Source organism: Sinomicrobium kalidii, assembly GCF_021183825.1.
GTDB classification, from domain to species: Bacteria; Bacteroidota; Bacteroidia; order Flavobacteriales; family Flavobacteriaceae; genus Sinomicrobium; species Sinomicrobium kalidii.
The window spans coordinates 116931-142731 of sequence record NZ_CP089211.1; the positions used below are offsets into that span (position 1 = coordinate 116931).

A 25801-nucleotide genomic window follows, 5' to 3' on the forward strand; every position below is an offset into this window, starting at 1 on the left:
CAATATAATTTCCTATTTTAGTAGGGTATAAACCAAAAAAACAATCTTAAAATGAAAAGAGACAACTCTTCCAACCTGGGGCTGGCCCTGCTTAGAATTGGCGCTTCAGCTCTCATAATGACTCATGGTTACGGAAAATTACAAATGTTATTAAGCGGTGAAGAAATCCAGTTCGCCGACCCCATAGGTTTAGGGGTCAAAACCTCCCTTATCCTGGCCATGATAGGTGAATTCATAGCCCCCATCCTCGTTATTATTGGGTTTAAAACCAGATGGGCCACCATACCGACCATAATCACAATGGGTGTAGCAGCTTTTGTAGTACATGGCAGCGATCCCTTAAAAGTAAAAGAACTGGCCTTTCTCTACCTGATAGTTTTTGCCGCCATTGCCCTGCTGGGCCCCGGAAAATATAGTGTAGACGGTGCCACGACCAAAAAATCGCCCTATGCATAAAAAATAATAGTTATAAGGATATACAAAAATTTATAGAAACCAAAGTAACTACAATAATCCCGATTATCCCGTATAGATGCCGGGATCGGGAGCAGGGTTTTAACCTTTAACTTGATAATAAACAGGGTTGATAAAAAGCGGTCGGAGCCTCAATTAACAAGGTATAAGTTTACAGCAAGCCACAAAAATCCCGGACGGAATCAGTTCATAATCCTTACCAGCAGTTCTTTCAACAGATCGGCCTGTGGTATATTGGAGGCTCCGACCCCTTTTCCCTTGACATCCATTTCACGTAACACGGCTACAGCCCTGCTCACTTTCTTCATGGGGTAATTCCGGGCAGCCGCCTCGTATTCTTTCACAAAATAAGGGTTAATGCGCAAAGCACCGGCCACACTTCGCGGAGAATGGTCATTAAGCCCGTGATACTGCAATAACTGGGAAAAAAAGTTAAATAATAGCGCTACCGTGACCACTAACGGGTTGTCTTTGGGGTTCTGACCGAAATAATGGATGATCCTGGTGGCTTTTACCACATCCTTCTCACCGATAGCCTTTCGAAGTTCAAAGTTGTTATAATCCTTGCTTATCCCGATGTTCTCTTCAATATGGGACGGGGTGATTTCCGTACCTTCGGGCAGGATAAGCTGTAATTTTTCCAGTTCGTTGTTTATTTTGCCCAGGTCCGTACCCAAAAACTCCACCAGCATCAGTGCCGCTTTCGGCGAAATGGCGTACTTTCTTCCGGCCAGCACCCTTCTTATCCAGTCGCCTACCTGGTTTTCGTACAGTTTTTTACTCTGGAACAACACACCGCTCTTTTTTACGGCCTTGTACAATTTCTTCCGCTTGTCCAGACTCTTGTACTTGTAGCACAGTACCAGGACCGTAGTGGGTTGTGGATTTTCCGCATAAGGGGCCAGGTTCTCAATGGTCCTTGAAAGCTCCTGGGCTTCCTTGACAATAACCACCTGTCGTTCGGCCATCATCGGGTAACGCTTTGCACTTTCCACTATATCGCCCACAGCGACATCCTTTCCGTAGAGCACCACCTGGTTGAACCCCTTCTCTTCTTCAGAAAGTACATTGTCTTCTATAAATTCCGCAATCCTGTCAATATAATACGGTTCCTCCCCCATCAAAACGTAAACCGGTTTTATATCCCCTTTCTGTATATCTGCTACTATCCGTTTTACTTCGTCCATCTGTTTTTCCTGTTCAAAAATTTACACGTTTATCGTTTATTCCGTTTAACGGCCGGGCATCGGCACAAACCCGCTTTTTCTTCGCATCTCCCGGTTCACCTTCCCGCCTCTCTCTCTTTTTTCCGGTTCCGTTGCTCCTTTTGTTTATATTTGCGGCATGCAGGCCTTAAATTTTCCCACATATGACTTTCGCATCAAAAATAGAGAAAATAAGCCCTATATTTTTGATCCTATCCGTAAAAAATTCATCGCGCTGCAACCCGAGGAATGGGTCCGCCAGCACGTGGTCCGGTTCCTGGTACAGGAAAAAGGGTACCCGAAGTCGCTTATCAATGTCGAAAAGGAACTCCGTATCAATCACCTGAAAAAACGCTATGACGTGGTCATTTATACGCCGCGGGGCCATATTACCCTGATTGTGGAATGTAAAGCACCTTCGGTACGTATCACCCAGGAAACTTTTGACCAGATAGCCCGTTATAACCTTGCGCTGAAAGCCGATTATCTCATGGTCACCAACGGTCTCCGGCATTACTTTTGCCGAATGGATTATTCTGAAGAAAAATACATATTTTTAGAGGATATTCCCGCATATAGTCGTTAATTTGTGCCCTTTAATATTAATCTTACGGACTATTCCCGCGGTCTGTCCCTCCCTGTCAGGAAAAGACCCGCACGAACCTATGAAAAAAGTCAGAAGCCGGAAGCAGAATTGATCCACATGCAATCCTTCGGACTCCGCGCACCGGACTTCAGACCTCAAAAAACAGATGAAAGTAGCTGTAGTTATACTCAACTGGAACGGAAAACAATTACTGGAGCGGTTTATGCCTTCGGTACTCGCTCATTCCCCGGGAGCTGATATATATGTGGCAGACAATGCTTCAACAGACAATTCCATCGGTTTCCTGCGCGATTCTTTTCCACAGGTGAAAATTATTCAAAATCCGGTAAACGGCGGATTCGCCAAAGGGTATAACGATGCCCTCAAGCATGTGGATGCCGATATTTTTTGCCTGCTTAATTCAGACATCGAAGTAACGAAGGACTGGCTCTCCCCCATTGTTGATATATTCCGGGACCGTCCGGATGTTGGCATAGCACAACCCAAGATACTCGACTACAAGCAAAAGGATTTCTTTGAATATGCCGGAGCTGCCGGGGGGTACATCGACAGGCTGGGATACCCCTTTTGCCGCGGCAGGGTGTTTCAGACCCTGGAACGCGATCACGGACAATATGACGACACCCGCGAGATCTTTTGGGCCACAGGCGCCTGTATGTTTATACGCAGGGAAGTTTTTGAAGACCTGTGCGGTTTTGATGAAGATTATTTTGCACATCAGGAAGAGATTGACCTCTGCTGGCGCGCCGGGAATGCCGGACACACCGTTTTATACGTAGGCCAAAGCCACGTATATCACATAGGCGGTGCCACCTTACACAATATGAACCCGAAAAAAACCTTTCTGAATTTCCGGAATTCCCTGTTCTCACTTACGAAAAACGCCCCTTCCCGTTACGTTTTCCCCCTGGTTTTCGCCCGACTCACATTAGACGGTATTGCCGGAATTCGCTTTGTTTTCCAGTTAAAGTTCAAGCATTGTCTTGCCGTACTCCGGGCACACGTCAGCTACTACTACCATCTGAAAAATACCATAAAAAAACGGGGCAAGGGTAATAAGAAAGGGCATTATTACGTTATTAAGTCAGTTGTTTGGGCATATTACATTACTAATGTAAGAGTATACCCCAGATTAGTTAAAGATTAACAAAAACATCTTGTTTAATAAGAAGATTTTAATACTTTTGGGAACTCATTTTTTAAACCAATATTAAACACAATCATGAAAACAGGCCTTGCACAAATACGAGGAACAGACTGTGCAGGCATAAATTTTTAAGACAAATGAAAAAATTAATTTTGTTAGGGGCAGGAGTTGCCATTTTCTTCTCTTCTTGTGTATCGCAAAAGAAATATGCAGAACTGGAAGCGAAGCAAAAAGAAACCCAGGATCTGTTGAATTCAGCTACGGTGAAGCTCAATTCCTGCCTGGAAAGCAAATCCAGACTGGAAGCAGATAACCAAAGTCTGAGATCAGAGAAGAACGCACTTATAGACAATATGGGCAACCTCACGACCCTGTCTAAAAAAGGAGCTGAAAACCTGGAAAAATCCCTGGAAAGTCTAAGGGAAAAAGATCTTCGCATCCAGCGTTTGCAGGATGCCATGAACAAGAAAGACTCTGTAACCCTCGCATTGGTGACCAGCCTCAAAGGCGTATTGGGTAACATCAATGACGAAGATATTGAGATCAGCGTGGAAAAAGGTGTGGTATTCGTTTCCATTTCCGATAAACTCTTGTTCCGAAGCGGAAGCTATACCGTAACCGAAAGGGCAAAAGAAGTCCTCGGAAAAGTGGCCAAAGTGGTAAACAACAAGCCCGACTTTGAGTTTATGGTGGAAGGACACACCGATAACGTACCGATTAAAAGACCGGGAATCGAAGACAACTGGGATCTGAGTGTACACAGGGCAACAGCCGTGGTGAGGATACTCCAGAACGACTTTAACGTGGCTCCCGCAAGGATGACCGCCGCAGGTAGAAGTTATTACATCCCCGTAGATTCCAACGAAACTGCTTCCGGACGTGCCAGAAACCGAAGGACAAGGATCGTTGTACTGCCCAAGTTAGACCAGTTCTACGGTATGATCGAAGATACTATGAAAGATATGTCCAAGGGTAAATAAACCAATATTTCCCTTGCAACTGCAAAGCCGCTCCTTTTCATCAGGGAGCGGTTTTTTTATGACCCGAAATAGGATTTTTTAACAATTTTTCGTATTTTTAATAGCATGAAGGTGCTACTGAAATACATACTCGCCATCCTGATCGTTGTGGCAGCTCTCTTCGCCTGCGCCACCGGAAAGGTAGCCCATACTCCGGAGGAATCGGAAATTTTCAATACGCAAAGCAGTGATTCCGTTGCGATTTCCAATGACAGCCTGGAATACGAGATCATTATCATAGAGCCCGGCTTCAATATCTGGCTCAACAGTGTGGCAAAGCCCGAAGGCTATTATTCACAGCATTTCCTCGAAAATCGCAACAGGATTTATGTGATCAACTGGAATCAGCGTGTACAGCAACCCTTTCGCTACAGTCCGGACCTTTATACCATGCAGATCGATTACGATCCCTTCATCGACTACGGCTATGAAGTAAACTATAAACTTTACAATTATTTCATTTATTTTCAACGGAAATACAATCAGCGGCTGGCAGGTTTTGTTCCGCGGATCTGACAAAAATCACTTCGGATATAAGAAATCTTAATTATCTTTGCCCAGTCAAATGCACCTCGTATGAATAAATTAAAAAAGCGTTGGGGAATCCGTTCCAATGTACAGCTTTTCATCATACTTCTCGTTTTTGCCATTACCGGATCGTCGGCAGCCAAACTCGCAGGGCCGCTCCTGGGCTTCTTTGAAATGCATGAAGAAAATATGCATACCTTCCTTTACTGGACCCTGAGAATATTACTCATATTTCCCATATACCAGGTATTACTGGTCACCTTCGGATGGCTATTCGGACAGTTTGAATTTTTCTGGAACTTTGAAAAAAAGATGCTGAAGCGAATGGGACTGGGCTTTATCTTCACCAAATCCTAAGAACAATATTTACAGGTGCCGTTAATAAGCAATGACGACGCTTTCACCACAAAACCTGCGGGCGTATTAACCGGCGGGATTTTTGTGTTTGAAAGGCAATAGGTCTGTTCGCAGGTGTCACATTTAAAGTGTACGTGGGCCGCTGCACCTTCTATTTTTGTAACGGCATATTTGATGCCCCCGCTGCCGTCGTTCACCGCGTGAATAATGCTCTTTTCCTCAAAACTGTTCAGGGTGCGGTATACGGTAGATTTATCAAACTTGTCCCCCAAACGTTCGCTGATATCATTATAGGAGATCGCATAACCGCTTTCCAGTAAGAGCATCAGTATTTCTATCCTTGCCGAAGTACGTTTTAAACGGTGCGACTTCAGTATGCCGTCTATGTCTTTGTCCATGTTCACTGCCGCTGCATTCATACTTTTATTTTTACCTGTTTTTGCCTTCCCGGCGTTTAGCAAATATACGTAAAGATACGTTTTTCCGGATTTCCCGCTGTCAAAGGGCAAACCCACGTGCATCCGTGAGGATATAATTGCAATGATTTATATCGTCGGCATTCAGTTTTAGTTTCCCGGTAATCGTTACAACTTCATCGGTCTTAAAGGACGGCTTTTTACTGAATTTCACTTCCAGTACCGTCTCGGGTCCGCCGCCGCCGCAGAAAAAACACGAAGCCATCGGATTCTGGGACAGCATGTATATATCGTCTGAAGGAGACAGGCTTAAAAAATACCCTGTAATGGAAATTTCCTTTCCTTCCAGTTCTTCAACGCTTTTCCCAAAGTCGGGAACCAGGAAATAGTCGTCCGTATCCTCGAAGTATTCCGATGTGAAGGAAACATCCGCCAGGTCTTTCCACGTCACCTCCTGCTGTGCCTGCACACAAAATACCGTAAAGAAAAAAACTGTTGTCCAGAAAAAATGTTTAGTCATCTTCCGTCAAAATTTTAGATACATTGAGATAAAACACCGGAACTGCTGCCAGTATCGTTGCAAATATCGTCAATAGTATGGTAAAAATAAACAAAAAAACCTCCGCTTTCATCACCATCGCATTTCCTATGGTATACCGGTAGCTGTCTTCTATATACCCGGACAAAATCAGCATTCCCAACCTGCTGAACACTATTCCGATAACAAAGCCCGTTACCCCGATGAGCAGCCCTTCCGCCACAACAGACAAAAGCAACTGTAGCCTGGAGGCCCCGTAGGTGCGCAGCAATGCCATTTCATATTTGCGTTCGCGAACGGCCTTGTACAGGTTTACAAAAATACTGATCCCCGAAACCAGCATTATTACAATGGCAATGAGGGTTATGGCCCTGCTTCCCGCATTCAGGAGTTTAAACAACCGCTCTATCTCATAATTGGGCAGGGCGGCCTGCATGTTGGTATTTTCATTGATCATCCGGGGAAGGCGTACCATAGCCATCGGGTTTTTGAACTGTACCAGTAACGAGGTGATCTCCCTGTCCTCTTCCGGTAAATCATATTCATGATCGTGTTCATCGTGTTCATGGCCGTCTGTTTCTTCGTGATCGTGCTTTGCCGCCTCCGCATATTCTTCCTCCCCGCCATGCCCGTGAACCAGCCATACACTTTCCAGGTCGCACATAATCAACTGGTCTGCTACCGTATTTCCGGGTTTGAGTATCCCCACAACGGTAAAAGGATGGTGATCATGGGCTTCCGCACTGTTTTCCATCAAACCGTGTGAACCGGAAAACGTACTGCCGGGAGTTAACCCCAGTTTTTCGGCCACCACGGCCCCGACCACTACTTCGAAAGGTTTTTCCCAGCTCCTTCCCTCCTGCAGCTCCGCGTTGTAAAGTTCCAGGAAACTCTTTTCCGTCCCCAGAATCCTGTAGCCTTCGTAATTATCGCCGTAAGAAACGGGAATTCCCTGTTTCACCAAAGGGTTCCGGGCTATTTTTTCAGCTTCCCCGAGTTTTATGTTCCCCGTGGGCACATCGATATGCAATACGGAAGACAACACCAGTTGCAGCGGGCTACCCTTGGCCCCAATAACCATGTCTATGCCCCTGATGTTCCTTTCGAGCTTACCATCGAGCTGTTTGGTAACCTGTAACATCAGTGAAATAAGACCGATACTGAGCACGAGCAGCAGTACACTCAACAAGGTGCTCAACGGATTGGCAAGCGCGTTCTTGATTCCCAGTTTATATATGTTCATAATCGGATGCTATTGGAAAATTGAGAAGCTATTCTTTGATCGTGAGTGATAACGACCAGGCTGGAATTGGTATATTCGGCCTGTTCTTTCAGCAATCCCGTTACGGCCGTACAGTTCTTGTCATCCAAACTGGATGTAGGTTCATCGGCCAGAATAACATCGGGGTTGTTTACGAGGGCGGCCGCTATGGACACTCTCTGTTTTTGTCCTTCACTGAGGTTACTCCCCCGGGCCCCGGCTTTCTCCCCGATGTTCAGCCTTTCCAGTATATCGCGTATACGGGACTTGTTCTGCTCCCCTCCGGAAAGGTGCTGGATAAGCAGAAGGTTTTCTTCCACCGTAAGGGAATGTATGAGCCTCGCTTTCTGGAACACAATACCGATATGCCTGCCCCGGAATTTGTCCAGTTTTTTCTGGCTGAGCTGTGTTATGTCTGTTTCCTCTACAGTTATCGCCCCGCTGTCCGGCGTCAGCAAGCCCGCGAGCAGATGAAGAAATGTGGTCTTCCCCACCCCGGAATCTCCCAGTATGAGCAAGTGCCCCTTCTTTGGTATTTCTATATCGGGAAACCGGAATTCCTGTTCCCTGTCGTAACTGAAACACAGGTTTTTTGTCGTTATCATTCCTCTGTATTTATTAAGGACAAATATATAAAATGCTTTTGTTAATGCAATTTCGTTGCATTTATATTTTTTTATTCTATATTTGCAACAAAGTAGCGTTTATGAGATACAACAAAACCAATTACCGGTACCTGTACGACTACCTTGGATTTTCCACATCACTCTTGTGTGCCATACACTGTGCCATAGTTCCGGTACTGATTACTTTTTCGGCCCTCGGAAGCCTCTCCTTCCTGGCCAATCCCGCTATCGAATGGACTTTTATTGTTACGGGCCTCTTCCTGGCGCTTTTATCCCTGTGGCCTTCCTACAGGAAATATCACCATAAAAAGTTTCCCCTTCTCCTGGCCACATCCGGCTTTGTCCTTATTGCCCTGAGCCGTATTGAAGTGCATGAACTCTGGGAAGCGGTTCTCACTCCCCCGGGTGCATTGGGAATAGCCATTGCCCATTATTTTAACTGGAAGTACCTGAAACGGTATCGACATCAACACTAAGCCCGCCTTATACTTTTCTCATAACTATATAAACGGTCCTGTTTTTCCTTTTGGAACAGGACCGGGGCTTAGTAACACAACCCTGACCTTACCCCGTCAGGGTTTGTTTTTTTCGCTTTCGGCTTCTATGTTTTTTCGCTTTTCGAAAACATAGACATAAAACCACGTAAGCGTAAAGGTCGGGATAACATCCAGCCCAGGCGCCAGCTCTTCCACAAGAGACACTACGGCGGCCACCTTACCGGTCTGCCCCTTGTACATCCGGGATACGAGCCACGCAGAAGCCGGGGCCCACAAAATATCGGTAAACTCCCCGAAACCGGGGAAAATATAGGAAACATAGCCTATAGCATCGAACAAAAGCCCCAGTACGAGTTTTTTGTATTTTCCGCTCTTATTTTTTTCCATATGATTGTTCAGGATTTGTAAATTCGGGATTCCGTTATACGACTTCTAAGACAGGTCGGAACCGATGAGGCGAAGGAATTCCGTCCGCGTTTCGACAGTTTCAAAAACACCCCTGAAACCCGATGTGGTGGTCACCGAATTTTGTTTCTGGATGCCCCGCATCATCATGCACATGTGTGACGCTTCAATAACCACCGCTACTCCCTGGGGCCTCACGGTTTCGTTTATACATTCCAGTATGTCGTGCGTAAGGCGTTCCTGCACCTGTAAACGCCGGGCAAAGACATCCACTACCCTCGGGATTTTACTCAGTCCCACGATCTGCCCGTCCGGGATATAGGCCACATGTGCCTTACCGAAAAAGGGCAGCATATGGTGTTCACACAGGGAATACAATTCGATATCCTTGACCACTACCATATCGCTATAACCTTCCCGGAACATGGCACTTTTCAGGATCTTCGCCGGGTCCTGGTGATAACCCTGGGTAAGGAACTGCATGGCCTTGGCCGCCCTTTCCGGGGTTTTTTTAAGGCCTTCCCTTATCGGGTTCTCCCCCAGTTCGGATATGATGGTATGATAGCCGTTCTTTAACTCATCGGTAACCTTGATATTGTATTCTTCGAATCTTTTATATCCCATTTTCTATGCTTTTATTGGTGTGTCTGTTATATCTTATCAATTCGTTCCGCCCATAAGTTTGTAATTCCGTATAAGGGTTCCCTTTAATTTCCAGGAGCATGCCGAAAGCGGGCTCGGTTTTACACCCCTTTCTTTTGAGTTTCAGCACCTCCTGCCGGAAAGCTTCTCCCTTTTCGCACAGCAATGCGTGTTCGGCGATCATATGCAGGCAGGCGGACTGTTCCCATACCGGCACGTTCTGGCCAAAAATCTCCACTTCAAAACCATCTGCCCTGAAACCGGCCAGTACCGTATCGGTACCCGATATTACCCTGTTCCTTGTCACGAACCCCGAAAAAGTCCCGAAATGCCACTGCAGACTCCGGATAAAAGCCGGCTTGTCCTCCCAGCAACAAATAATGTCCAGGTCACTGTCTTCTACGGCTATATCAATCGGTATGGTCCCTGCGAGCACAGGCGTATATTTTTTCAGAGCCGTCAGTATCCCATGCCCGGTAAGTGTACGATATGCATTTTGCTGTACTTCGCTACCCGCTTTAAGGTAAGTAATATCTTCAAAATCGATCATTTAGGCTTCCCGGAGTTTATCTTTATACAAATGATGCAGTTTTTGCAGTTTGGGGGAGATGATCACCTGGCAATAAGGCTGGCTTTCATTGCGGTCATAATAGTCCATATGCTCTTCTTCGGCCGGGTAAAAAGGCCCTGCTTCCGTCACTTCGGTAACTATCGGATCATTAAAGGCCTTTTGTTCTTCCAGCGATCTTATGAAATCCAGCGCCTGTTGTTTTTGTGCTTCATCCCTGTAAAACACGGCGGAGCGGTATTGCGTGCCCGCATCATTTCCCTGCCGGTTCAGTGTGGTGGGATCATGTGTGGCAAAAAACACTTCCAACAGATCCCCGAACCCCACCTTTTCCGGGTCATAGGTAATCCTGATGGCCTCGGCATGGCCTGTCCTTCCCGAACAGACCTCGCGATAGGCCGGATTTTTTATCTGCCCGCCCGTATAACCGGGCTCCGTTCGCACAACACCTTTTAGCCGTTTGAACACTGCCTCCGTACACCAAAAACACCCTCCGGCAAATACTGCTTCCACTGTTTTTTCGTTTATCATATCCGTATCAACTTATTAAAATTAAATATAAGAATAAAAATTCACTCCAAATATTGTCCTGAAACTCCATTTAAAAGTTATTTTTGTCCATCGGCTTCGTTCAGGAACCAATAAAGTAAGTCCGCTTCCAGGGCGAAACCAAAGGAGAAAATTGCCATTCATGATCAAAGCAGAGAACATTCATAAAAGTTACGGGGACCTGGAAGTGCTGAAAGGGGTCAATCTCCATATCAGCAAAGGGGAAATTGTTTCCATAGTCGGGGCTTCGGGTGCGGGAAAAACCACTTTACTTCAAATACTGGGCACCCTGGAGCGTATGACCAAAAACGGTACCGGGCGGCTCTTTATTAACGATGTGAACGTAGAAATGCTCAACCCCAAAAAAATGGCACAGTTTCGAAACAGGCATATCGGGTTTATTTTTCAGTTCCATCAGTTGTTACCGGAATTTACCGCGCTCGAAAATGTATGTATTCCCGCCTATATTGCAGGAACTTCCAGGAAGGAAGCCGAAGAAAAAGCAAAGCAATTACTGGATTTCCTGGGACTTTCGCACCGTTACGACCACAAACCCAAGGAACTTTCCGGCGGCGAACAGCAAAGGGTTGCCGTGGCCAGGGCACTTATTAATAACCCGGATATTATTTTTGCAGACGAACCCAGCGGAAACCTGGACTCGGAATCGGCCGAAAACCTGCATGAATTATTCTTCAAATTACGCGATGAGTTTCAACAGACCTTCGTAATCGTCACTCACAACGATGAACTGGCCGACATGGCCGACCGTAAACTGGTTATGGTGGACGGAAATATCGTTTGATCTTCCTCCGCCTTTCTGTACAGGCAAAAAAATCACCCATTACAAATACACTCATAACACTTTGTTTTTAAGTATTTTAACACCTTAAACCACCTTCCCTCTCATCCTCCTCCTTAAACTTTGGCACGCTCATTGCTATTTTTCTATTGAAACCGATCAAACGGGTTTCATATAATTCAAAAACGGAAGTCATGAAAAGGTTATTAGTATTATTTACGGCAACACTATTGAGTTTTAGCTACGTAAGTGCTGCAACGGCCAATACGGCTGCGGTAAGCACTTCCCGATATAACGATTCGTTCATCTTTGTGGAAAACGGAATTACTTTTTCCGTCTTTCCCAACGGAGAATTCGATTTTTATGTTGATAACGGGCCTTATGTAAATGCCAATCTCAACCTCGGAAATGTGAATATCAGTTTTAACTCCGGGTATGATTATAATGCTTACGTACAATACGACGATTACGGTGCAGTGATCCAGGTACTCAACACCCCCGTATTTTACGATTACTACGGCAGGGTAACCCGGATAGGTTCGGTCAACATTTACTATAATGGCGGAAGAGTAATGCGTGTGGGAGGACTTCATGTTTATTACGATCCTTACGGGGCGTTCAGTCACTTTACCGGATATATCAACGTGTATAACCGAAGGTATGTTTACCGACCGTATCACCGTTATTTCGCAAGGCCGAACCCCCGTTATTGTATAGTGGATAACAGGCCTTACCGAAGGTATTACCATCCCGCACGATACAGCTATCACAAGCCGTACAGGAACAATCGCAGAAGGGCTTATGCCAATGTGGGTAAAACATACCACTATAAGGATAACAACAGGCGACGATCTGTATATAACAACGACAGAAGGGTAAAAAGGCGTGATTATACGTCTTACCGAAAACAAGTTGCACAGCGAAGTACGAAAAATACGGTCAGAAGATCCTCCGAAGCGAGAAGGAATACTGCCCGCAGATCCGGAAATACGGTAAAAAAATCTGCTTCCGGACGTAACAAAAACGTAAGATCGCATACTAATGTTAATAGAAAACGCCCTGATGCTGTTCGAAACAGGACCCCGGTCAACCGAAGAAATTCTTACAGCCGGAGTTCCGGGCAAAGTAACGCAAGGCAGAAAGCCAAACCGAATGTAAGGAGAAACGCTGCCCCCAGGGTAAATAAAAGTACAAGAAGTGTACACCGCAAACAAAGCAGAACGCCCAGGGTAAACAGAAGCAGCGGGTCGCGAAATACCAATATACGAAAAGCCGCCCCGCAGCGAAAAGTAAGGTCTTCTTCGGTAAGGCAGTCGGGAAATAAAGGAAATTCCTCCCGCCGCACATCCTCCCGTTCAAGAGGAGGCCGGGGATAAAAACAAGGTTTAGTTAGTTAGTTTTTAGGTTTAGAGATAAAGTCCGCAGCACATTTACCTGCGGGCTTTTTTTAATATCCTTTTCAGCGCTTCCACAATATCTTCAGACAGTTTGAATTTATACACCAGGAAGAGGTAAACCAAGCCGATAAGAACAGATTTCAGGACGATATTCACTAACGGATAAAAACCGAAATCCCAGACATGAGCAAAGCGACTGTGCGAAGCAAAACCAAACACCAGCAACACAAAGAGAATGGCGAGGGTGGTCTTCAGAGTATTGCCCGTAAACGGATGCATTTTCAGTTTTGCATACACAAAGCCTATTTTAGAGCCGTTATATACCAACACCGCCATAAGTGTGGCAAAAGCCGCCCCGTAAATGCCCCACAGCGGAATGAACACCATATTCAGCACCACGGTAAGGACCGCCAGAAAAATGCCGAAAAAGAGAATGGTGCGGTAATATTCCGAATTGAACAAGATCGAATTATTGTTCCCCATAAGGTTTTCCGATAGCTTGGCCACGGCAATAAGGAACACTACCGTTATCCCGTCGCTGTAATTTCCCGGAATCACCCGGTAGAGCTCTCCGATGTTCAGTGTAATCCACAGGAACAACAGTCCGCCAATAACATAGAGGGTCAGGGAACTGCGTTTATACAGTTTCCGGAGTTCCTCCCCCTGGTTATCGTTCATCAACTTTGCGGTTAGCGGATAGGTAATCTGGTGCATGGCCCGCGAAGGTACCACAATGACCATTGCAATATACACCGCCACACTGTAAAAGGCCACATTATCGATGATCTTGTACTGCCCGATCATAAACTTGTCGATGTCCAGTAACACTACTGCAACAGACCCCGCAATAACGATCAGTGATGAGTATTTCCAGACCCGGCCTGCGTTGACGGGAAAAGTACAGATAAAACGGGGTTTTTGTACATTGTAGGCATAGATCATCATTACCAGGGTGCGCAATACATACGCTCCCATAAGGTAAACGATAAAACGCTCCGTACCGATCCATCCGAAATACACTGCAAAAAGCAGAACCATGACCACGGCACGCAGAAATACCTCTTTCATAAAATTTCCGAAAGTGGAGCGCATGTGCACCTTGCTCCACGCAAAAAACACTTCAAAATAAGCCATTGCAAAAGCTACGCCGTAAACGGCCCAGGCATAATCCTTTACAACAGGGTTCTTTTGCGCTAAAAACGCAGCGATATATTCATACCCCAATGTACCGAGTAATCCGGCCGGAACGATAATGAACAGGGGCAGGATAAACATCATAAAAACGAATTTTCGCTGCTCCCCGCTTTCCTTATAAGAAGAAAAATACTTCACCAGCGTATTGTGCACCCCGAAAGCAAAAAGGGGCATGAGGATATTGGCCGTGGAAAGCAGGTAGCCCACCAGGCCGTAATACTCCTCGGTAAGAAAGTTGGTATACAGAAAAAGCGTATTTACCGCTCCCAGGCCGAACCCCAGGTAAGTGCTTATCGTATTTTTTAAAGTCTGCCGGACTATGATTCCCATCGTTTTCGGGTTTATAAGATATTTGACCTCCGGGCGATTCGTCACGCCCCCCTGTGTCCCCCCTGAAGGGGGGAGCTTTATCGCTATTAAAAGGACTTATGGATCCCCCCTTCAGGGGGGACACAGGGGGGCACCTTCCAAAAAAACAGTCCTCATCTCTTTTTTCACTCCTACTCACTCTCTTCCAAAACAATAGCAGCCAACTTCCCCGCCAGTGACTTCCTGCTATATTTCTGCATCCCGCTGGGCGATACTTTGAGCTTGTTCCAGAGGAACCTTTCATAGCTTTTGAACAGTTTGTTTTTCAGAGCCTCCTTTTCAGCATAGGTAAAAGTGGTTCCGCATGCGGTTTCGGCAATGATCCTTGACACGTCCCAGCCTTCCGGCCCTATGGCAATAACCGGTCTTTTTGCTGCCATGTATTCAAACAGCTTCCCGGGTATAATTCCCCGGGTTTCCGGTTTGTCCATCTCAATAAGCAACAAAAGCTGTGAAGCCCTTTGCAATTTCAAGGCTTCTTCATGTGTAATATACCCCAATATCCTGAGGTATTTTCCCAAACCGTGATCCGCTATACTTTGTTTTACTTCGCTACTCACCACACCGGCAAATTTAAGCACGAGGTTATCGGCAAAATCCTTGTGTTCCCGTACAAGTTCGGCAAGGGCTTCCCAGAGCATTTCAGGATTCCTTTCCGTGAGCAGGGACCCTATATGGGCAATAGTAAACGCTTTATCCTGTTCCACTTTTTCAGTGTAAGCAAGGTCATAGCCATTGGTGATCACTTCAACCGGCTGTGACGTTATGGTACGGAACTCATCTGCCGTAGTAAAGCTGGTTGCGATAATCCTGTCGGCTTCATTCAACACCTGCCGTTCCAGTTTCCGGTGTTTTTCCTGTGATGAACGGGATAATTTTAATTTTTCGTGGTAACTTATGCTGGTCCAGGGGTCCCTGAAATCGGCAATCCACCGCACACCAATGCGTTTTTTCAATTCCATACCGATAAGGTGCAGGCTGTGCGGAGGGCCGGTGGTTATTACCGTAGTTATATTTTCCCTGCGAAGGTATCCGGACAGGTAACGTACCGAAGGTTTTATCCAGAACTTCCGGGCGTCGGGAATAAAGAGGTTCCCCCGTATCCACAACATCATTTTTTCCAGCAGGGATTGTTGCTTCTCATTAATCAGCCCGGAACTGATCTGTTTCGTTTTTTTCCCGGAGAAAAAAGAAGCCATGGCATAAGGTTCGAAAATGGAACGCTTTATCACGGTCACCTTTCCGGGAATTTCCTTTTCAAAACTTTTATCGACAATCGGGTAATGCGGATTCTCAGGGGTATACACCACAGGCTCCACTCCGAATTCACCCAGGTATTTTGCGAATTTGAGCCAGCGCTGTACACCGGGACCACCCGCAGGGGGCCAGTAATACGTTATGATCAATACTTTTCTCAGGGCAAACGGGGTTTGTGGTTTGTAGTTTATGTTTCGCGATTCACAGTCAACCCGATAACCGGGGAATGCAATAACTCGTCAGTCTTTATCTTTCCTTCCCCTGAACTCATAAAATATTCCTCCGAGCAGCAACAGCCCCAATATAACATTTCCGGCGAGGGCTATGGTACTCCCCTTTTTCACCACTTCCGGTTCAAACCGGAATGTTATGGTATGTTCACCCGCAGGAACCTCAAGCCCCCGCAAAGCGTAGTTTACACGGAAAAACGGAACTTCTTCGCCATCAACGGCCGCTTTCCATCCGTGGGGATAATACATCTCCGAGAACACGGCCAGCCCGGCTTCGGGATTATCCGCCACATATTTCAAAGCATTGGGTCTGTATTCCACCAGTTCTATGGATGCCCCCGGGCTAACCTCATACGTCGTCTCCTTATCCGGTATTCCTTCTCCGGACACACTACGGTCAAAAACAGCTTCTGTTTTTATGTCAAGGCTGTCCAGGGCATTCATTTCCTCATCGGCACTGTTCACCGGGATAAGCTTTTTGACGAACCAGGCATTTCCCGCAGCATCGGGGTTCCTGGCCGGGAACAGTTTGCCTTCTTCGTTTTTTTGTATGATATACTTTACATTGAGCATATTCAGTACGGCCATGTTGTTCCGGGCCACCTGGTACTGGAACAGTTCCTGTAGCCTTCCGGGCTTTGCCGCATGATATCCGCCCACGGAATGGTGAAAATAGGACGCCCTCGCCCCGTTCAACCCTTCGGCCGGTTCGTAAACCCTGTAATAAGTGGTATCTTTTAATATTTCCTTGTCCACGGGAGTAGCCTGGAAAGGTTCGTCCATCACCCTGGCCTGTACAAAATCGTCCTTGTCTACATAGCGTTTGGCCACACCACTCAGGTCAAACAGTATCAGGGCCGTGAAACCGCCGATCACGTACATATATTTCAGTTTTCCCTTGAGGTAAAACCAGAGCACCCCGGCCGATAATGCCACGAATAACAGCGTACGCAAAAGGTCCTGGCTGTACATGGCCTTCCGGTCCGCTTTGATCATATCCACTATCTGATGACCGTAATACTGCCGGTAAGCCTGATCGTTGATCCCGGTAAAATCAAAAAATCCGCGCCCCAGGAAAAGCAGGGCAATCGTACCGAAAGTAATAATGGAAGTCCATTTCAGTGCCCGCAACTTCTGTGTTTCGGAAACCGAGGAATCCAGGAATTTCGACAGTCCGAGGATAGCCAGGACAGGCACGCACAATTCGAGTATGACCTGTATGGAAGACACTGCCCGGAACTTGTTGTACAGCGGGAAATAATCGATCATAAGATCGGTCAGTATGCTGAAATTCTTTCCCCAGGAAAGTAACAGGGAGAACAACACCCCCGCCAAAAGCCATTTTCTGGCTTTTCCCTTAACCAAAAACAGGGCCAGTATAAACAGGAACAGCACCACGGCCCCTATGTACGCCGGTCCGGCAACGCCGGGCTGTGCCCCCCAGTACGACGGCAGGCCCTCGGCAAAATCCAGTGCCTGTACCCGGGGTACCCCCTGTTTCAGTAAAAAGTCATACGTTTCGGAATCCTCGCCCAGTTTCTCCTGGTTAGACCCGCCGAAAAGCCGCGGCACAAAAAGATCAAGCGTTTCCAGGATACCGTAACTGTATTGTGTAATATATTCCTTGTCCAACCCGTTGCCATCCTGTTTCGGAGACCCGTCGGGGTTTATGGTGAGTTCACTTGTGCCCCGTGTACTCCATTCGGCATATTCGCGGGTAGCCAGCAAATTGGTGGCATTTGTCAGAATTCCGAGCACCACTGCTGCGATCAATATCCCGCAGGTCTTGAAAAAACGCGGCAGTTCCTTCTTTTTAACGGCCTCTGCGGCATAAACCACACCCAGGGCCAGTACCAGCAACATCAGGTAATAGGTCATCTGCACGTGATTGGCGCTGATTTCCAGGGCCATACCGAAAGCCGTCAGCAAAAAACCCCACACATATTTTTGCCGGAAAGCAAGCAGTATCCCCGCAAGTACTATGGGAAAATAGCCTATGGCATGGGCTTTGGCATTGTGTCCCACCCCGATAATAATAATGAGATATGCGGAAAAACCAAAGGCCAACGCTCCCAGGAAGGCCAGTTTATAGTCGACCTTCATGACCAGCAGCAAAATGTAAAAACCTACCAGATAAAGAAACAGGTAGTCTGCAGGCCGTGGCAAAAAGCGTATAAGCCGATCCAGTTTTTTTACATAGTCGTGCGGGTAGTTGGCCCCGAGCTGATATGTGGGCATTCCCCCGAAGGCACTATTGGTCCAATAGGGTTCTTCACCGGTTTTTTCTATAAAGTCCCGTTGTTCTTTGGCCATGCCGTTGTACTGGGCAATATCGCTCTGAAATATTTTTTTCCCCTGTAATGCGGGAACAAAATATCCCAGTGAAATAACAATAAATACCAAGACAATGATAAAGTGGGGCAAGAACTTTTTTAGCTGCATGAAAGAAGGTTTGGTTTCAGTTAGTCAATTTCTTCAAAATCAATGTACTCTCCTACTTTTTTACCGGATTTTGAAGCTTTTCGTCTTCTGATATCTTCCGGCGCATTATCTATCACCACTTCACCTTCATCCCGCATTTGTTGTTGCCGGTTGTTCCGCTTATGCGCCCCGTATTGTTCCCGGTGTTTTTCCTGTGCTTTTTTAGAAACGTACCGGAACAGGGATGGTCCGAACACCCTGGCCAGGAAACGGAACAAGTAATAAAAAATTATGATAAACGCTATGGTTCTCAGTAACTGCATGCAATATTAATATTTATTCTAACGTCAAAAATACGATTCTCTTGTTTGAAAACGCCCCGCAATTTCATAAAAAAATAATAAAATCTATATATTTGGGCAAATATAGGAGCAGGTCATACGTTATATTTTCAAGTCCGGCACCCGCCTTTAACACTAACACCTGATTCATGATTATGAGACACATCCGTTACAAACTGCTTATCCTGATATTGACCGTAAGCCACCCGATATATGCCCAATATACGGATATTATCAACTCCAACCGCCCGGGCAGGTCTGTGAGTGCATATTCCGTAGGAAAAAATGTGTACCAGGGCGAACTGGGCGGTTTTTACGAAAGACGCAAACACGACGGCCTGTTGACCGAAAGTAACCAGTACGGTGCCGATTTTGCCATAAGAGCGGGCATGCTCGATGAGAAACTGGAATTCACCTGGCAGGGGATTTACATGTGGGACCAGACCACTTACAACGGCACTTCCTCACCATATACCGTTACACAAAGTAATTTCTACCAAAACACCATCGGGGCCAAATACCTCATATTCGAACCGAAACGAAAGGAAGCCAACCTCTATAGCTGGCGCGACGACCATACGGCATTTCATTTGGAAGACCTGATCCCGGCAGTTTCGGCATACATCGGCGCCAACCTGCTTTTCGGCGACAATCCCTTTTATCCGGAAGAGCCCAACCTTTCCATGAAAGCCATGCTTATCACCCAAAGCCATTTTGCCGGAAGGTGGGTACTTACCACCAACCTTATTTTCGATCGTCTCGGCGGAGAGGAAAGCATGTTCAGTTACATCCTTACCCTTACACACGCATTGAACGATGCCCGTTATTCCGTCTTCGCCGAACACCAGGGATTTAAAAGCGACACCTATGGCGACGGTATCTTCCGGCTGGGCGCAGCACGGCTGATAAACAGTAACCTCCAGGTAGATGCTTCCGCCGGGATCAACATAAAAAACACTCCTTCCAGGCTGTTTGGCGGCATCGGGGTCTCGTACCGCCTGGATTATCACCAGGATGAGCTCGTACCTCTTCCGATAGAGGAAGAAGATGGTGAAGAAAACAAGAAAGATCCGGAATTGCTGGACCACAAGGCCGGCCGGAAAATGAAATACGAAAAGATCCGGAAGAAAAACCGGAAAAACAAAAAGAAAAAACGCAACAGAAAAGAAAACCCGTTTGATATAGACAACAGCCTATGATCACCATAAAAGAAGCAGAACAACCCGCAGAAATAAAAGCTTTTGTTAAATTTCCCTTTAAACTTTATAAAAACTCACCTTATTGGGTACCGCCCCTCATCAAGGAAGAAACAGCTACTTTCGACAAATCCCGGAACCCGGCCCTTGACAACGCCGAAGTCCGGCTTTTCCTGGCTTTTAAAACGGGGGAAATCGCAGGGCGCATTGCTGTTATTATCAACCGGATAGAGATCGAGGAACAGCAAAAGAAAAAAGTGCGTTTCGGATGGTTTGATGTTATTGACGATATTGAAGTGACCAAAGCGCTGCTCGACAAAGTGGCCGAAATAGGCCGGGAAAACGAACTCGAATACATGGAAGGCCCTGTAGGTTTCTCCAACATGGACAAAGCGGGAATGCTGGTCAGGGGATTCGACCGGTTGAGCAACATGACCACCATTTACAATTATCCGTACTACCCCGAACACTTCAAGTCACTCGGTTTTGAAGAAGGAGCGGCCTGGGTGGAATACCTGATACACATTCCGGATAAAGTACCGGAAAAAATAAGTAAATTCTCCGATATTATCCTCAAACGGTACAACCTGAAACTGTTGCAGTTCAAATCGTCCAGGGAACTGGTAAAATATGCCGATGACATGTTTGACCTTATGAACCGCTCGTTCAAGGACCTGCAATCGTTCATCCCCATACAAAAACCGCAGATCGAACAGTACAAACAGAAGTACCTGAAGTTCATCCATCCCGACTTTGTAAAGTTTATCGTGGATGAAAATGACAAAATGATAGCTTTTTCCATTACCATGCCCTCTTTTTCCAGGGCACTGCAAAAGGCCAACGGCAAATTGTTCCCCTTCGGCTTCTGGCATATCCTGCAGGCCCAGAGAAAAAATGATTCCGCTACCCTGTACCTCATAGGCGTCGACCCCAAATACCAGAACAAGGGGGTCACCGCGGTTATATTTAACGAAACTAACAAGATTTTCAAACAGCGTGGCATGCGCTACGTGGAATCCAACCCCGAACTGGAAGAAAACATCTCCGCCCAGTTGCTTTGGAAACATTATGAGAAAAACGAACAGCACAAACGCAGGGTTACCTGGATCAAGCCGTTATAAATGCGAATAATAGTTAACATGAATAATAGATAAGAAAAGGGCTTCCCTGCTTCGGCTTTAGTTTATCCTGGACCAAGTCGAAGGACCCGGCACAGGTCCTGACACGAAGAGGGGTGTTTCGCTTGCGGGACAGGGAGTTTGACCCAGCCCGAAACCTGGGTATGTTCCCCCGGCTTTTGTATTTTTCCCGTGGCTTGGGTTTTCAAACCCTCCGATCCCGATTGTCCCAATAGTTATCGGGATCAAGGGAGGAGCTTTTAAAAACTCTCAAACAAAGCGTGTAATTCTGAACATGCTTTTGATTCACAAGCTTGAACATTATTCCACGTTAGTTAAGCTAACAGGAGGCTGTCAGGGTTTTGGCACACTGTTCACCGTTTGTTCCTTATTTTCGGTAGCTTCGGCAAGTTTTTCCTGTTTTTCCCGGGCATAGGCCAACCCCTGTTCCCACCAGGAGGCCATGAGTTTTTTATTGAAGACCAGGGAATTTTCGGTCAGCCTGGTCGGTGTATAATACAGGTTGAGCTTAACATCCTTATTGATGGCCGACAATTTGCCTTCTACAATGTCGTGAAACTCTACCTGGTCCAGTAAAAACCCGAAAAGGTTCACCATTAACGAAAACGGATTTTTACCCAATACCTTGTTGTATTCCATGTTTTCCGCCTCCAGGATAATGGCATCTACTTCCGTGGCCCCTCTTTTTATGGCTTCCCGTATGGGAACTACACACCCCAGTCCGCCATCGGCATATTCAAAGCCGTCTTTCCTGGTCAGCGACATAAAGGGCACATAATTGCAGGAAATCCATATCCAGTCGCAAAAGTCCGCATAGTCGAAATCGTGTATGGACTTGTATTCCACCCTGTTCTTGGAGAGGTTAGACACGGTAACGATCACTTCCTTTCCCCGTTCCCTGATCCGGTGGAATTCCTCTTCCGTAAAATCTTTTTTTATGTTTCGTCTCAGATTCTTGCTTTCCCCGAAAGTACGCTTCCCCTTCATAAGCTGCCACATTACGTTAAAGTAATTAATGGTTACGTATTCCCGGCCTTCTTTTTTCCGGACCACAAAGGGATTGTTACTGAATATTTTCCGCTGGTTGACAGAGGTGTAAATATCGTATATCTTGGGAATATTATTGTCTGCCAGGTGCGGGATGAGCAAACTTCCGGTTGAAGTCCCCACGAACATGTCGTATTCTTTTTTGTGATGTTCAATCAGATACTGGGCCACTCCCCCGGCAAAAGCACCTTTACTCCCTCCACCGGATATGACTAAGGCTTTCATATGCTGTTATATGGTTTTAATTATCGGTATGTTGTTCATGATATTTAACCTTCATCAATCATACTGCTGTCAACATCAAATCTCAGAAGTTCCCTGGTTCTTCAGTTTGGCAAAATCGTAACCGTTTTGCCACCATTTCGTCATTTTTTCCTTGTTAAAGATAAGGGAATTTGTAGTTAAAACCGTAGGTGTATAGTAAAAATTGATAATTGCCCCCTGGTGTGAAGCTACGAACTTTCCTATTTTTATATTCTGCTGTTCGATCCTGTCCAGCATAAAGCGGAACATGTTGGTCAAAAGGTCAAAAGCATTTCGCGAAGGCATCCGGTTCATATAAGTTACTTCGGTATGCAGGATAATGGCATCGATCTCTTTCGCGCCCCTTCTTATGGCTTCTTCGATGGGCACCATGGTTCCGAGGCCCCCGTCAGCATATTCGCAACCGTTTTTTCGCACCAGGGTCATAAACGGGGTGTAATTGCACGATATCCACACCCATTCGCAAAACTCGTCATAATCAAAATCGTTGATCGACTTGTATTCCACCTGGTTCAGTGATAAATTGGACACGGTAACCACAATATCCTTTCGATGTTCCCGGAGGGCGTCAAATTCCTCCAGGGTAAAGGTATCCCGGATAAGCTGTTTCAGGTTATGGCTTTCCCCGAAGGTTTTGCTTCCGCTCAGAAAACTGCGCAACACGGTAAAGTGATTAATGGCTATCTGCTGTGTGCCGTATTTGTGTCTGATTTTAAAAGGGCAGTGACTGAAAATATTGTCCTGGGTGACCGAAGTATATACGTTTTTTATCTTTTCCACTTCTTTCAGGGCCAGGTGCGACACCAGTAAACTCCCTGTCGAAGTCCCCAGATACAACTGGTACTCTTTCTGCAACTCCTCAATGAGAAATTGTGCCACTCCCCCGGCAAAAGCACCTTTGCTCCCTCCTCCGGATATGACTAAGGCTTTCATTGGTTACTGTTGTATGTAGTTCCGGTTTTTTTAGCGAACAGGTTTGACTTTTTTTGCATTTGTAAATTATTTTGGGGGGTTAGTTATTGGGTTATTAGGTTACTTGGTTATTGAGTTATTCGGACACCCGGACACTCATTTTATTACAATAGAACGGCTCTTGCATTCCGTGTTCCGTATTGGCCACATTATTACCGGGGCATCACTCCTTGTAAGAACTCTTTTTCTTTCTCTCCCAATTTAGGAATTAATTCCTGTATCTCCCGGACATAGGATTCATTTTTTAACAGGCCCTTCAGCATTTCCCTGCAATTACCGGCAAAACCCCAGGTATGATGTACACAGGCCCGGACCAGGTTTTCAAGCACCTCTTCGTGCATCAATCCCATCTGGTAAAGGAAAGAAAAGGCATTTTGCCGTACCTGATAACTATACCGCGACGATGTATACGCCGCTAATTCTTCCTTCCATTGTCTTTTAGCCTTAAAAACTTCCGGTTCCGTACCGGAGGGATATGATGGTGCCGACAAGGCCAGGGCCAGCCATAACATACGCACGTTCTTCCGGGCATCCCCTTCCGTATGTTTTGTCTTACCGAGGTACGACGGGGCATTTTCCGGGAAATTCATCCAGAGCTTTACCAGGGCGTTTTCTACCGTTACATAACTGTCATCTTCCAGCAGTGTTTCAAACGCCGTCCTGAGTTCCTCCGGGATGCTATCAATACTCAGGGCAAGGGCCTGACGTATCTTCAGGTCACCCGAGCGCAACCTCTTTTTGTTCCAGGCCACATCCGCAGTATCCGCATTTTTCTGAAATACGATTTCCTGTTTCACGGGATAGTATATATCGGAATGCAACAACGCCTCCCGTTCTTCAGGCGGTACCTCTCCTTCCTTCAGCGCCATGTAGGTCCGGATAAATGTGTTTTTCCGCAGTGAAGCCATCGCTTCTTCCGCCGGAAAAACCGTATCCCTCAGCCACCGATCCACAAAAACAGACAGGTTCTTACCACCGGCTTGCTCTATTTCATCCATAAAATCTGACGTCACGGTATTGCCGAATTTATGCTTTTCCAGGTATTGCCGTACACCTTTCCGGAAAATTTTATCACCTACCTTCTCCCTGAGCATATGCAATGCAAAAGCGCCTTTTTCATAAAAAGTAAGGCTCCCGGCACTCGGGTCCAGCACTGCTTCATCCTTTCCTTTTTCCGATCTTTCCGTAAGTTTCCGGGCCGACCGATACAGTTTCCAGTAGTAATAATCCTCGCCAAAAACAGTTTTTTCGGCCAGCAGCGCATAATAGGTGGCAAAACCTTCCTGGAGCCAGTGGTGTTTGTCACTCCGTGCAGTTACCATGTCTCCGAACCATTGGTGGGCCATCTCATGGGCGTTTACATTGAGGTAGTTCATGTCGTTGTACCCCGTGGAATCCACCATAAAGGCATCGGAAAACAAGGTAAGGGTAGTGTTTTCCATTCCGGCGTGCAGAAAATCCCGTACCGGAGCCTGCTTGTAATTCTGCCAGGGAAAAGGCATTCCTATTTCAGTCTCCAGAAAATCAAATATCCTTTTGGTATACCTGTACGTCGGTTCGGATTTTGCCTTGTCTTCCGGATAGTAATACATTTCCAGGGGAATACCGCTCCCGGAAAAATCCCGGATCATATCGTATTTTCCTATGGTCAATGCAAGCAGGTAACTGCTCATTCCATGTTGCATATCATATTTCCAGCATATTAAACCATCACTTTCAGCAGTATCTTTTAATAACCCGTTAATTAATACTTTGTAATTTTCATCAAAACAAACCGTCAGATCAAATTCCACTTTTTCTTTCCTGTCGTCAAAAGACGGGAACCAGTTGCTGGTATACCTTCCCTGTCCCTGTGTCCAGACCTGTTTTTTTGCATTATCGGTGTCCCATCCCACAAAATACATTGCTTTTTCCGGAGCGGCTTTATAACGAAAGGCAAGTTTGTTTTTCCGGGAGGGTTCAAAGCGGGAGGTAATCCACAGGCGGGAACCGCTATTGTGAAAAGTGACCTTTCTGCCGTTCAGTCGCACACTGTCGAATGTCATGTTGCGGGCATCGATATACAGGGAATCCACCGGGTGCAGCACATCAAAAAAATAGGTCACCGTCCCGGTTATTTCCTTTTTATACGGATGAATGGTAATGGCACCTTCAGCCCTGACAAAATCGGCATTTTCGGTCTGTTGTGCAAAAACACACCAACCTGTCAGGAACAAAAGAAAACAACACAACAATACTTTTTTCATATGCGGAATTTCATAAGCTGCGTCCTAAATTACATATTCACCATCAATCCGGAAATATTTTAAGCAGAATTAACGATTTACCGGCTGTAT

The 25801-nt window shown here is 46.1% G+C and carries 27 protein-coding genes; 11 read left to right on the forward strand and 16 right to left on the reverse strand.

Annotated features, from left to right (window positions below; all coding sequences use genetic code 11):
* The first annotated feature begins 51 nt into the window (after positions 1-51).
* Positions 52-456: a DoxX family protein gene (locus LS482_RS00470; RefSeq protein WP_233029773.1), complete on the forward strand. Its 405-nt coding sequence runs from the start codon at positions 52-54 to the stop codon at positions 454-456.
* 200 nt (positions 457-656) lie between these two features.
* Here LS482_RS00470 and holA read toward each other — a convergent pair whose 3' ends face one another.
* Positions 657-1661: a DNA polymerase III subunit delta gene (holA, locus tag LS482_RS00475; RefSeq protein WP_233029774.1), complete on the reverse strand. Its 1005-nt coding sequence runs from the start codon at positions 1659-1661 to the stop codon at positions 657-659.
* A 157-nt stretch (positions 1662-1818) separates the two neighbouring features.
* Between holA and LS482_RS00480 the strand changes: the two genes are divergently transcribed.
* From LS482_RS00480 to LS482_RS00500, 5 genes are all read left to right on the forward strand, one after another.
* Positions 1819-2265, forward strand: coding sequence for a type I restriction enzyme HsdR N-terminal domain-containing protein (locus LS482_RS00480; protein WP_233029775.1), 447 nt, complete (start codon positions 1819-1821; stop codon positions 2263-2265).
* A 166-nt stretch (positions 2266-2431) separates the two neighbouring features.
* Positions 2432-3433 carry a glycosyltransferase family 2 protein gene (locus tag LS482_RS00485; protein ID WP_233029776.1) on the forward strand — a complete coding sequence of 334 codons (1002 nt, stop codon included), beginning with the start codon at positions 2432-2434 and terminating at the stop codon, positions 3431-3433.
* A 137-nt stretch (positions 3434-3570) separates the two neighbouring features.
* Positions 3571-4413 (forward strand): OmpA family protein, encoded by an 843-nt coding sequence (locus LS482_RS00490; RefSeq protein WP_233029777.1) that lies wholly within the window; start codon positions 3571-3573, stop codon positions 4411-4413.
* 105 nt (positions 4414-4518) lie between these two features.
* Positions 4519-4968, forward strand: coding sequence for a DUF6146 family protein (locus LS482_RS00495; RefSeq protein ID WP_233029778.1), 450 nt, complete (start codon positions 4519-4521; stop codon positions 4966-4968).
* A gap of 60 nt (positions 4969-5028) precedes the next feature.
* The gene (locus LS482_RS00500; protein WP_233029779.1) at positions 5029-5337 is read left to right on the forward strand and encodes a DUF6787 family protein; all 309 of its coding nucleotides are present in this window, start codon (positions 5029-5031) and stop codon (positions 5335-5337) included.
* Here the strand turns inward: LS482_RS00500 and LS482_RS00505 are convergent.
* The 4 genes from LS482_RS00505 to LS482_RS00520 all read right to left on the reverse strand — a co-directional run bounded on the left by LS482_RS00505 (position 5334) and on the right by LS482_RS00520 (position 8157).
* On the reverse strand, positions 5334-5756 hold the full coding sequence (locus LS482_RS00505; protein ID WP_233029780.1) for a Fur family transcriptional regulator: 423 nt from the start codon (positions 5754-5756) through the stop codon (positions 5334-5336). The genes LS482_RS00500 and LS482_RS00505 overlap by 4 nt on opposite strands.
* A gap of 79 nt (positions 5757-5835) precedes the next feature.
* Positions 5836-6273 carry a hypothetical protein gene (locus tag LS482_RS00510; RefSeq protein WP_233029781.1) on the reverse strand — a complete coding sequence of 146 codons (438 nt, stop codon included), beginning with the start codon at positions 6271-6273 and terminating at the stop codon, positions 5836-5838.
* Positions 6266-7534 (reverse strand): ABC transporter permease, encoded by a 1269-nt coding sequence (locus tag LS482_RS00515; protein ID WP_233029782.1) that lies wholly within the window; start codon positions 7532-7534, stop codon positions 6266-6268. The genes LS482_RS00510 and LS482_RS00515 overlap by 8 nt, the downstream gene beginning before the upstream one ends.
* The gene (locus tag LS482_RS00520; protein ID WP_233029783.1) at positions 7531-8157 is read right to left on the reverse strand and encodes an ABC transporter ATP-binding protein; all 627 of its coding nucleotides are present in this window, start codon (positions 8155-8157) and stop codon (positions 7531-7533) included. The genes LS482_RS00515 and LS482_RS00520 overlap by 4 nt, the downstream gene beginning before the upstream one ends.
* Positions 8158-8258: 101 nt before the next feature.
* Here LS482_RS00520 and LS482_RS00525 point away from each other — a divergent pair, with 101 nt between their 5' ends.
* Positions 8259-8654, forward strand: a complete 396-nt coding sequence (locus LS482_RS00525) for a MerC domain-containing protein (protein ID WP_233029784.1) — start codon at positions 8259-8261, stop codon at positions 8652-8654.
* Between the two features lie 96 nt (positions 8655-8750).
* Here the strand turns inward: LS482_RS00525 and LS482_RS00530 are convergent, their stop codons facing one another.
* The 4 genes from LS482_RS00530 to msrA are packed head-to-tail and all read right to left on the reverse strand — an operon-like array spanning position 8751 to position 10821.
* Complete coding sequence (locus tag LS482_RS00530) at positions 8751-9062, reverse strand: hypothetical protein (RefSeq protein WP_233029785.1); 312 nt, start codon at positions 9060-9062, stop codon at positions 8751-8753.
* Between the two features lie 45 nt (positions 9063-9107).
* Positions 9108-9704: a GTP cyclohydrolase I FolE gene (folE, locus tag LS482_RS00535; RefSeq protein ID WP_233029786.1), complete on the reverse strand. Its 597-nt coding sequence runs from the start codon at positions 9702-9704 to the stop codon at positions 9108-9110.
* Positions 9694-10272, reverse strand: a complete 579-nt coding sequence (locus LS482_RS00540) for a DUF4269 domain-containing protein (protein WP_233029787.1) — start codon at positions 10270-10272, stop codon at positions 9694-9696. Before LS482_RS00540 ends, folE begins: the two co-directional genes overlap by 11 nt.
* Positions 10273-10821, reverse strand: a complete 549-nt coding sequence (msrA, locus tag LS482_RS00545) for a peptide-methionine (S)-S-oxide reductase MsrA (protein ID WP_233029788.1) — start codon at positions 10819-10821, stop codon at positions 10273-10275.
* Positions 10822-10981: 160 nt separating this feature from the next.
* Here msrA and LS482_RS00550 point away from each other — a divergent pair, with 160 nt between their 5' ends.
* Both LS482_RS00550 and LS482_RS00555 read left to right on the forward strand, forming a co-directional pair.
* Positions 10982-11641, forward strand: a complete 660-nt coding sequence (locus tag LS482_RS00550; RefSeq protein WP_233029789.1) for an ABC transporter ATP-binding protein — start codon at positions 10982-10984, stop codon at positions 11639-11641.
* A 191-nt stretch (positions 11642-11832) separates the two neighbouring features.
* Positions 11833-13014, forward strand: coding sequence for a hypothetical protein (locus tag LS482_RS00555; protein WP_233029790.1), 1182 nt, complete (start codon positions 11833-11835; stop codon positions 13012-13014).
* Between the two features lie 54 nt (positions 13015-13068).
* Here LS482_RS00555 and LS482_RS00560 read toward each other — a convergent pair whose 3' ends face one another.
* The 4 genes from LS482_RS00560 to LS482_RS00575 all read right to left on the reverse strand — a co-directional run bounded on the left by LS482_RS00560 (position 13069) and on the right by LS482_RS00575 (position 18829).
* Positions 13069-14559: an oligosaccharide flippase family protein gene (locus LS482_RS00560; RefSeq protein WP_233029791.1), complete on the reverse strand. Its 1491-nt coding sequence runs from the start codon at positions 14557-14559 to the stop codon at positions 13069-13071.
* 170 nt (positions 14560-14729) lie between these two features.
* A complete protein-coding gene (locus LS482_RS00565; RefSeq protein ID WP_367890586.1) occupies positions 14730-16004 on the reverse strand; it encodes a glycosyltransferase family 4 protein in 1275 nt (424 codons plus the stop codon).
* A 90-nt stretch (positions 16005-16094) separates the two neighbouring features.
* Entirely contained in the window at positions 16095-18527 is a 2433-nt protein-coding gene (locus tag LS482_RS00570) for a YfhO family protein (RefSeq protein WP_233029792.1), read from the reverse strand.
* 20 nt (positions 18528-18547) lie between these two features.
* Positions 18548-18829 (reverse strand): DUF4834 family protein, encoded by a 282-nt coding sequence (locus LS482_RS00575; protein ID WP_233029793.1) that lies wholly within the window; start codon positions 18827-18829, stop codon positions 18548-18550.
* A 173-nt stretch (positions 18830-19002) separates the two neighbouring features.
* Here LS482_RS00575 and LS482_RS00580 point away from each other — a divergent pair, with 173 nt between their 5' ends.
* Both LS482_RS00580 and LS482_RS00585 read left to right on the forward strand, forming a co-directional pair.
* Positions 19003-20046, forward strand: a complete 1044-nt coding sequence (locus LS482_RS00580) for a transporter (RefSeq protein ID WP_233029794.1) — start codon at positions 19003-19005, stop codon at positions 20044-20046.
* A complete protein-coding gene (locus tag LS482_RS00585) occupies positions 20043-21164 on the forward strand; it encodes an N-acetyltransferase (RefSeq protein ID WP_233029795.1) in 1122 nt (373 codons plus the stop codon). Before LS482_RS00580 ends, LS482_RS00585 begins: the two co-directional genes overlap by 4 nt.
* Before the next feature lie 351 nt (positions 21165-21515).
* Here LS482_RS00585 and LS482_RS00590 read toward each other — a convergent pair whose 3' ends face one another.
* The 3 genes from LS482_RS00590 to LS482_RS00600 all read right to left on the reverse strand — a co-directional run bounded on the left by LS482_RS00590 (position 21516) and on the right by LS482_RS00600 (position 25711).
* On the reverse strand, positions 21516-22454 hold the full coding sequence (locus tag LS482_RS00590) for a patatin-like phospholipase family protein (RefSeq protein WP_233029796.1): 939 nt from the start codon (positions 22452-22454) through the stop codon (positions 21516-21518).
* A gap of 75 nt (positions 22455-22529) precedes the next feature.
* The gene (locus tag LS482_RS00595; protein ID WP_233029797.1) at positions 22530-23426 is read right to left on the reverse strand and encodes a patatin-like phospholipase family protein; all 897 of its coding nucleotides are present in this window, start codon (positions 23424-23426) and stop codon (positions 22530-22532) included.
* Between the two features lie 191 nt (positions 23427-23617).
* Positions 23618-25711, reverse strand: coding sequence for a M1 family metallopeptidase (locus LS482_RS00600; RefSeq protein WP_233029798.1), 2094 nt, complete (start codon positions 25709-25711; stop codon positions 23618-23620).
* Between the last annotated feature and the right edge of the window lie 90 nt (positions 25712-25801).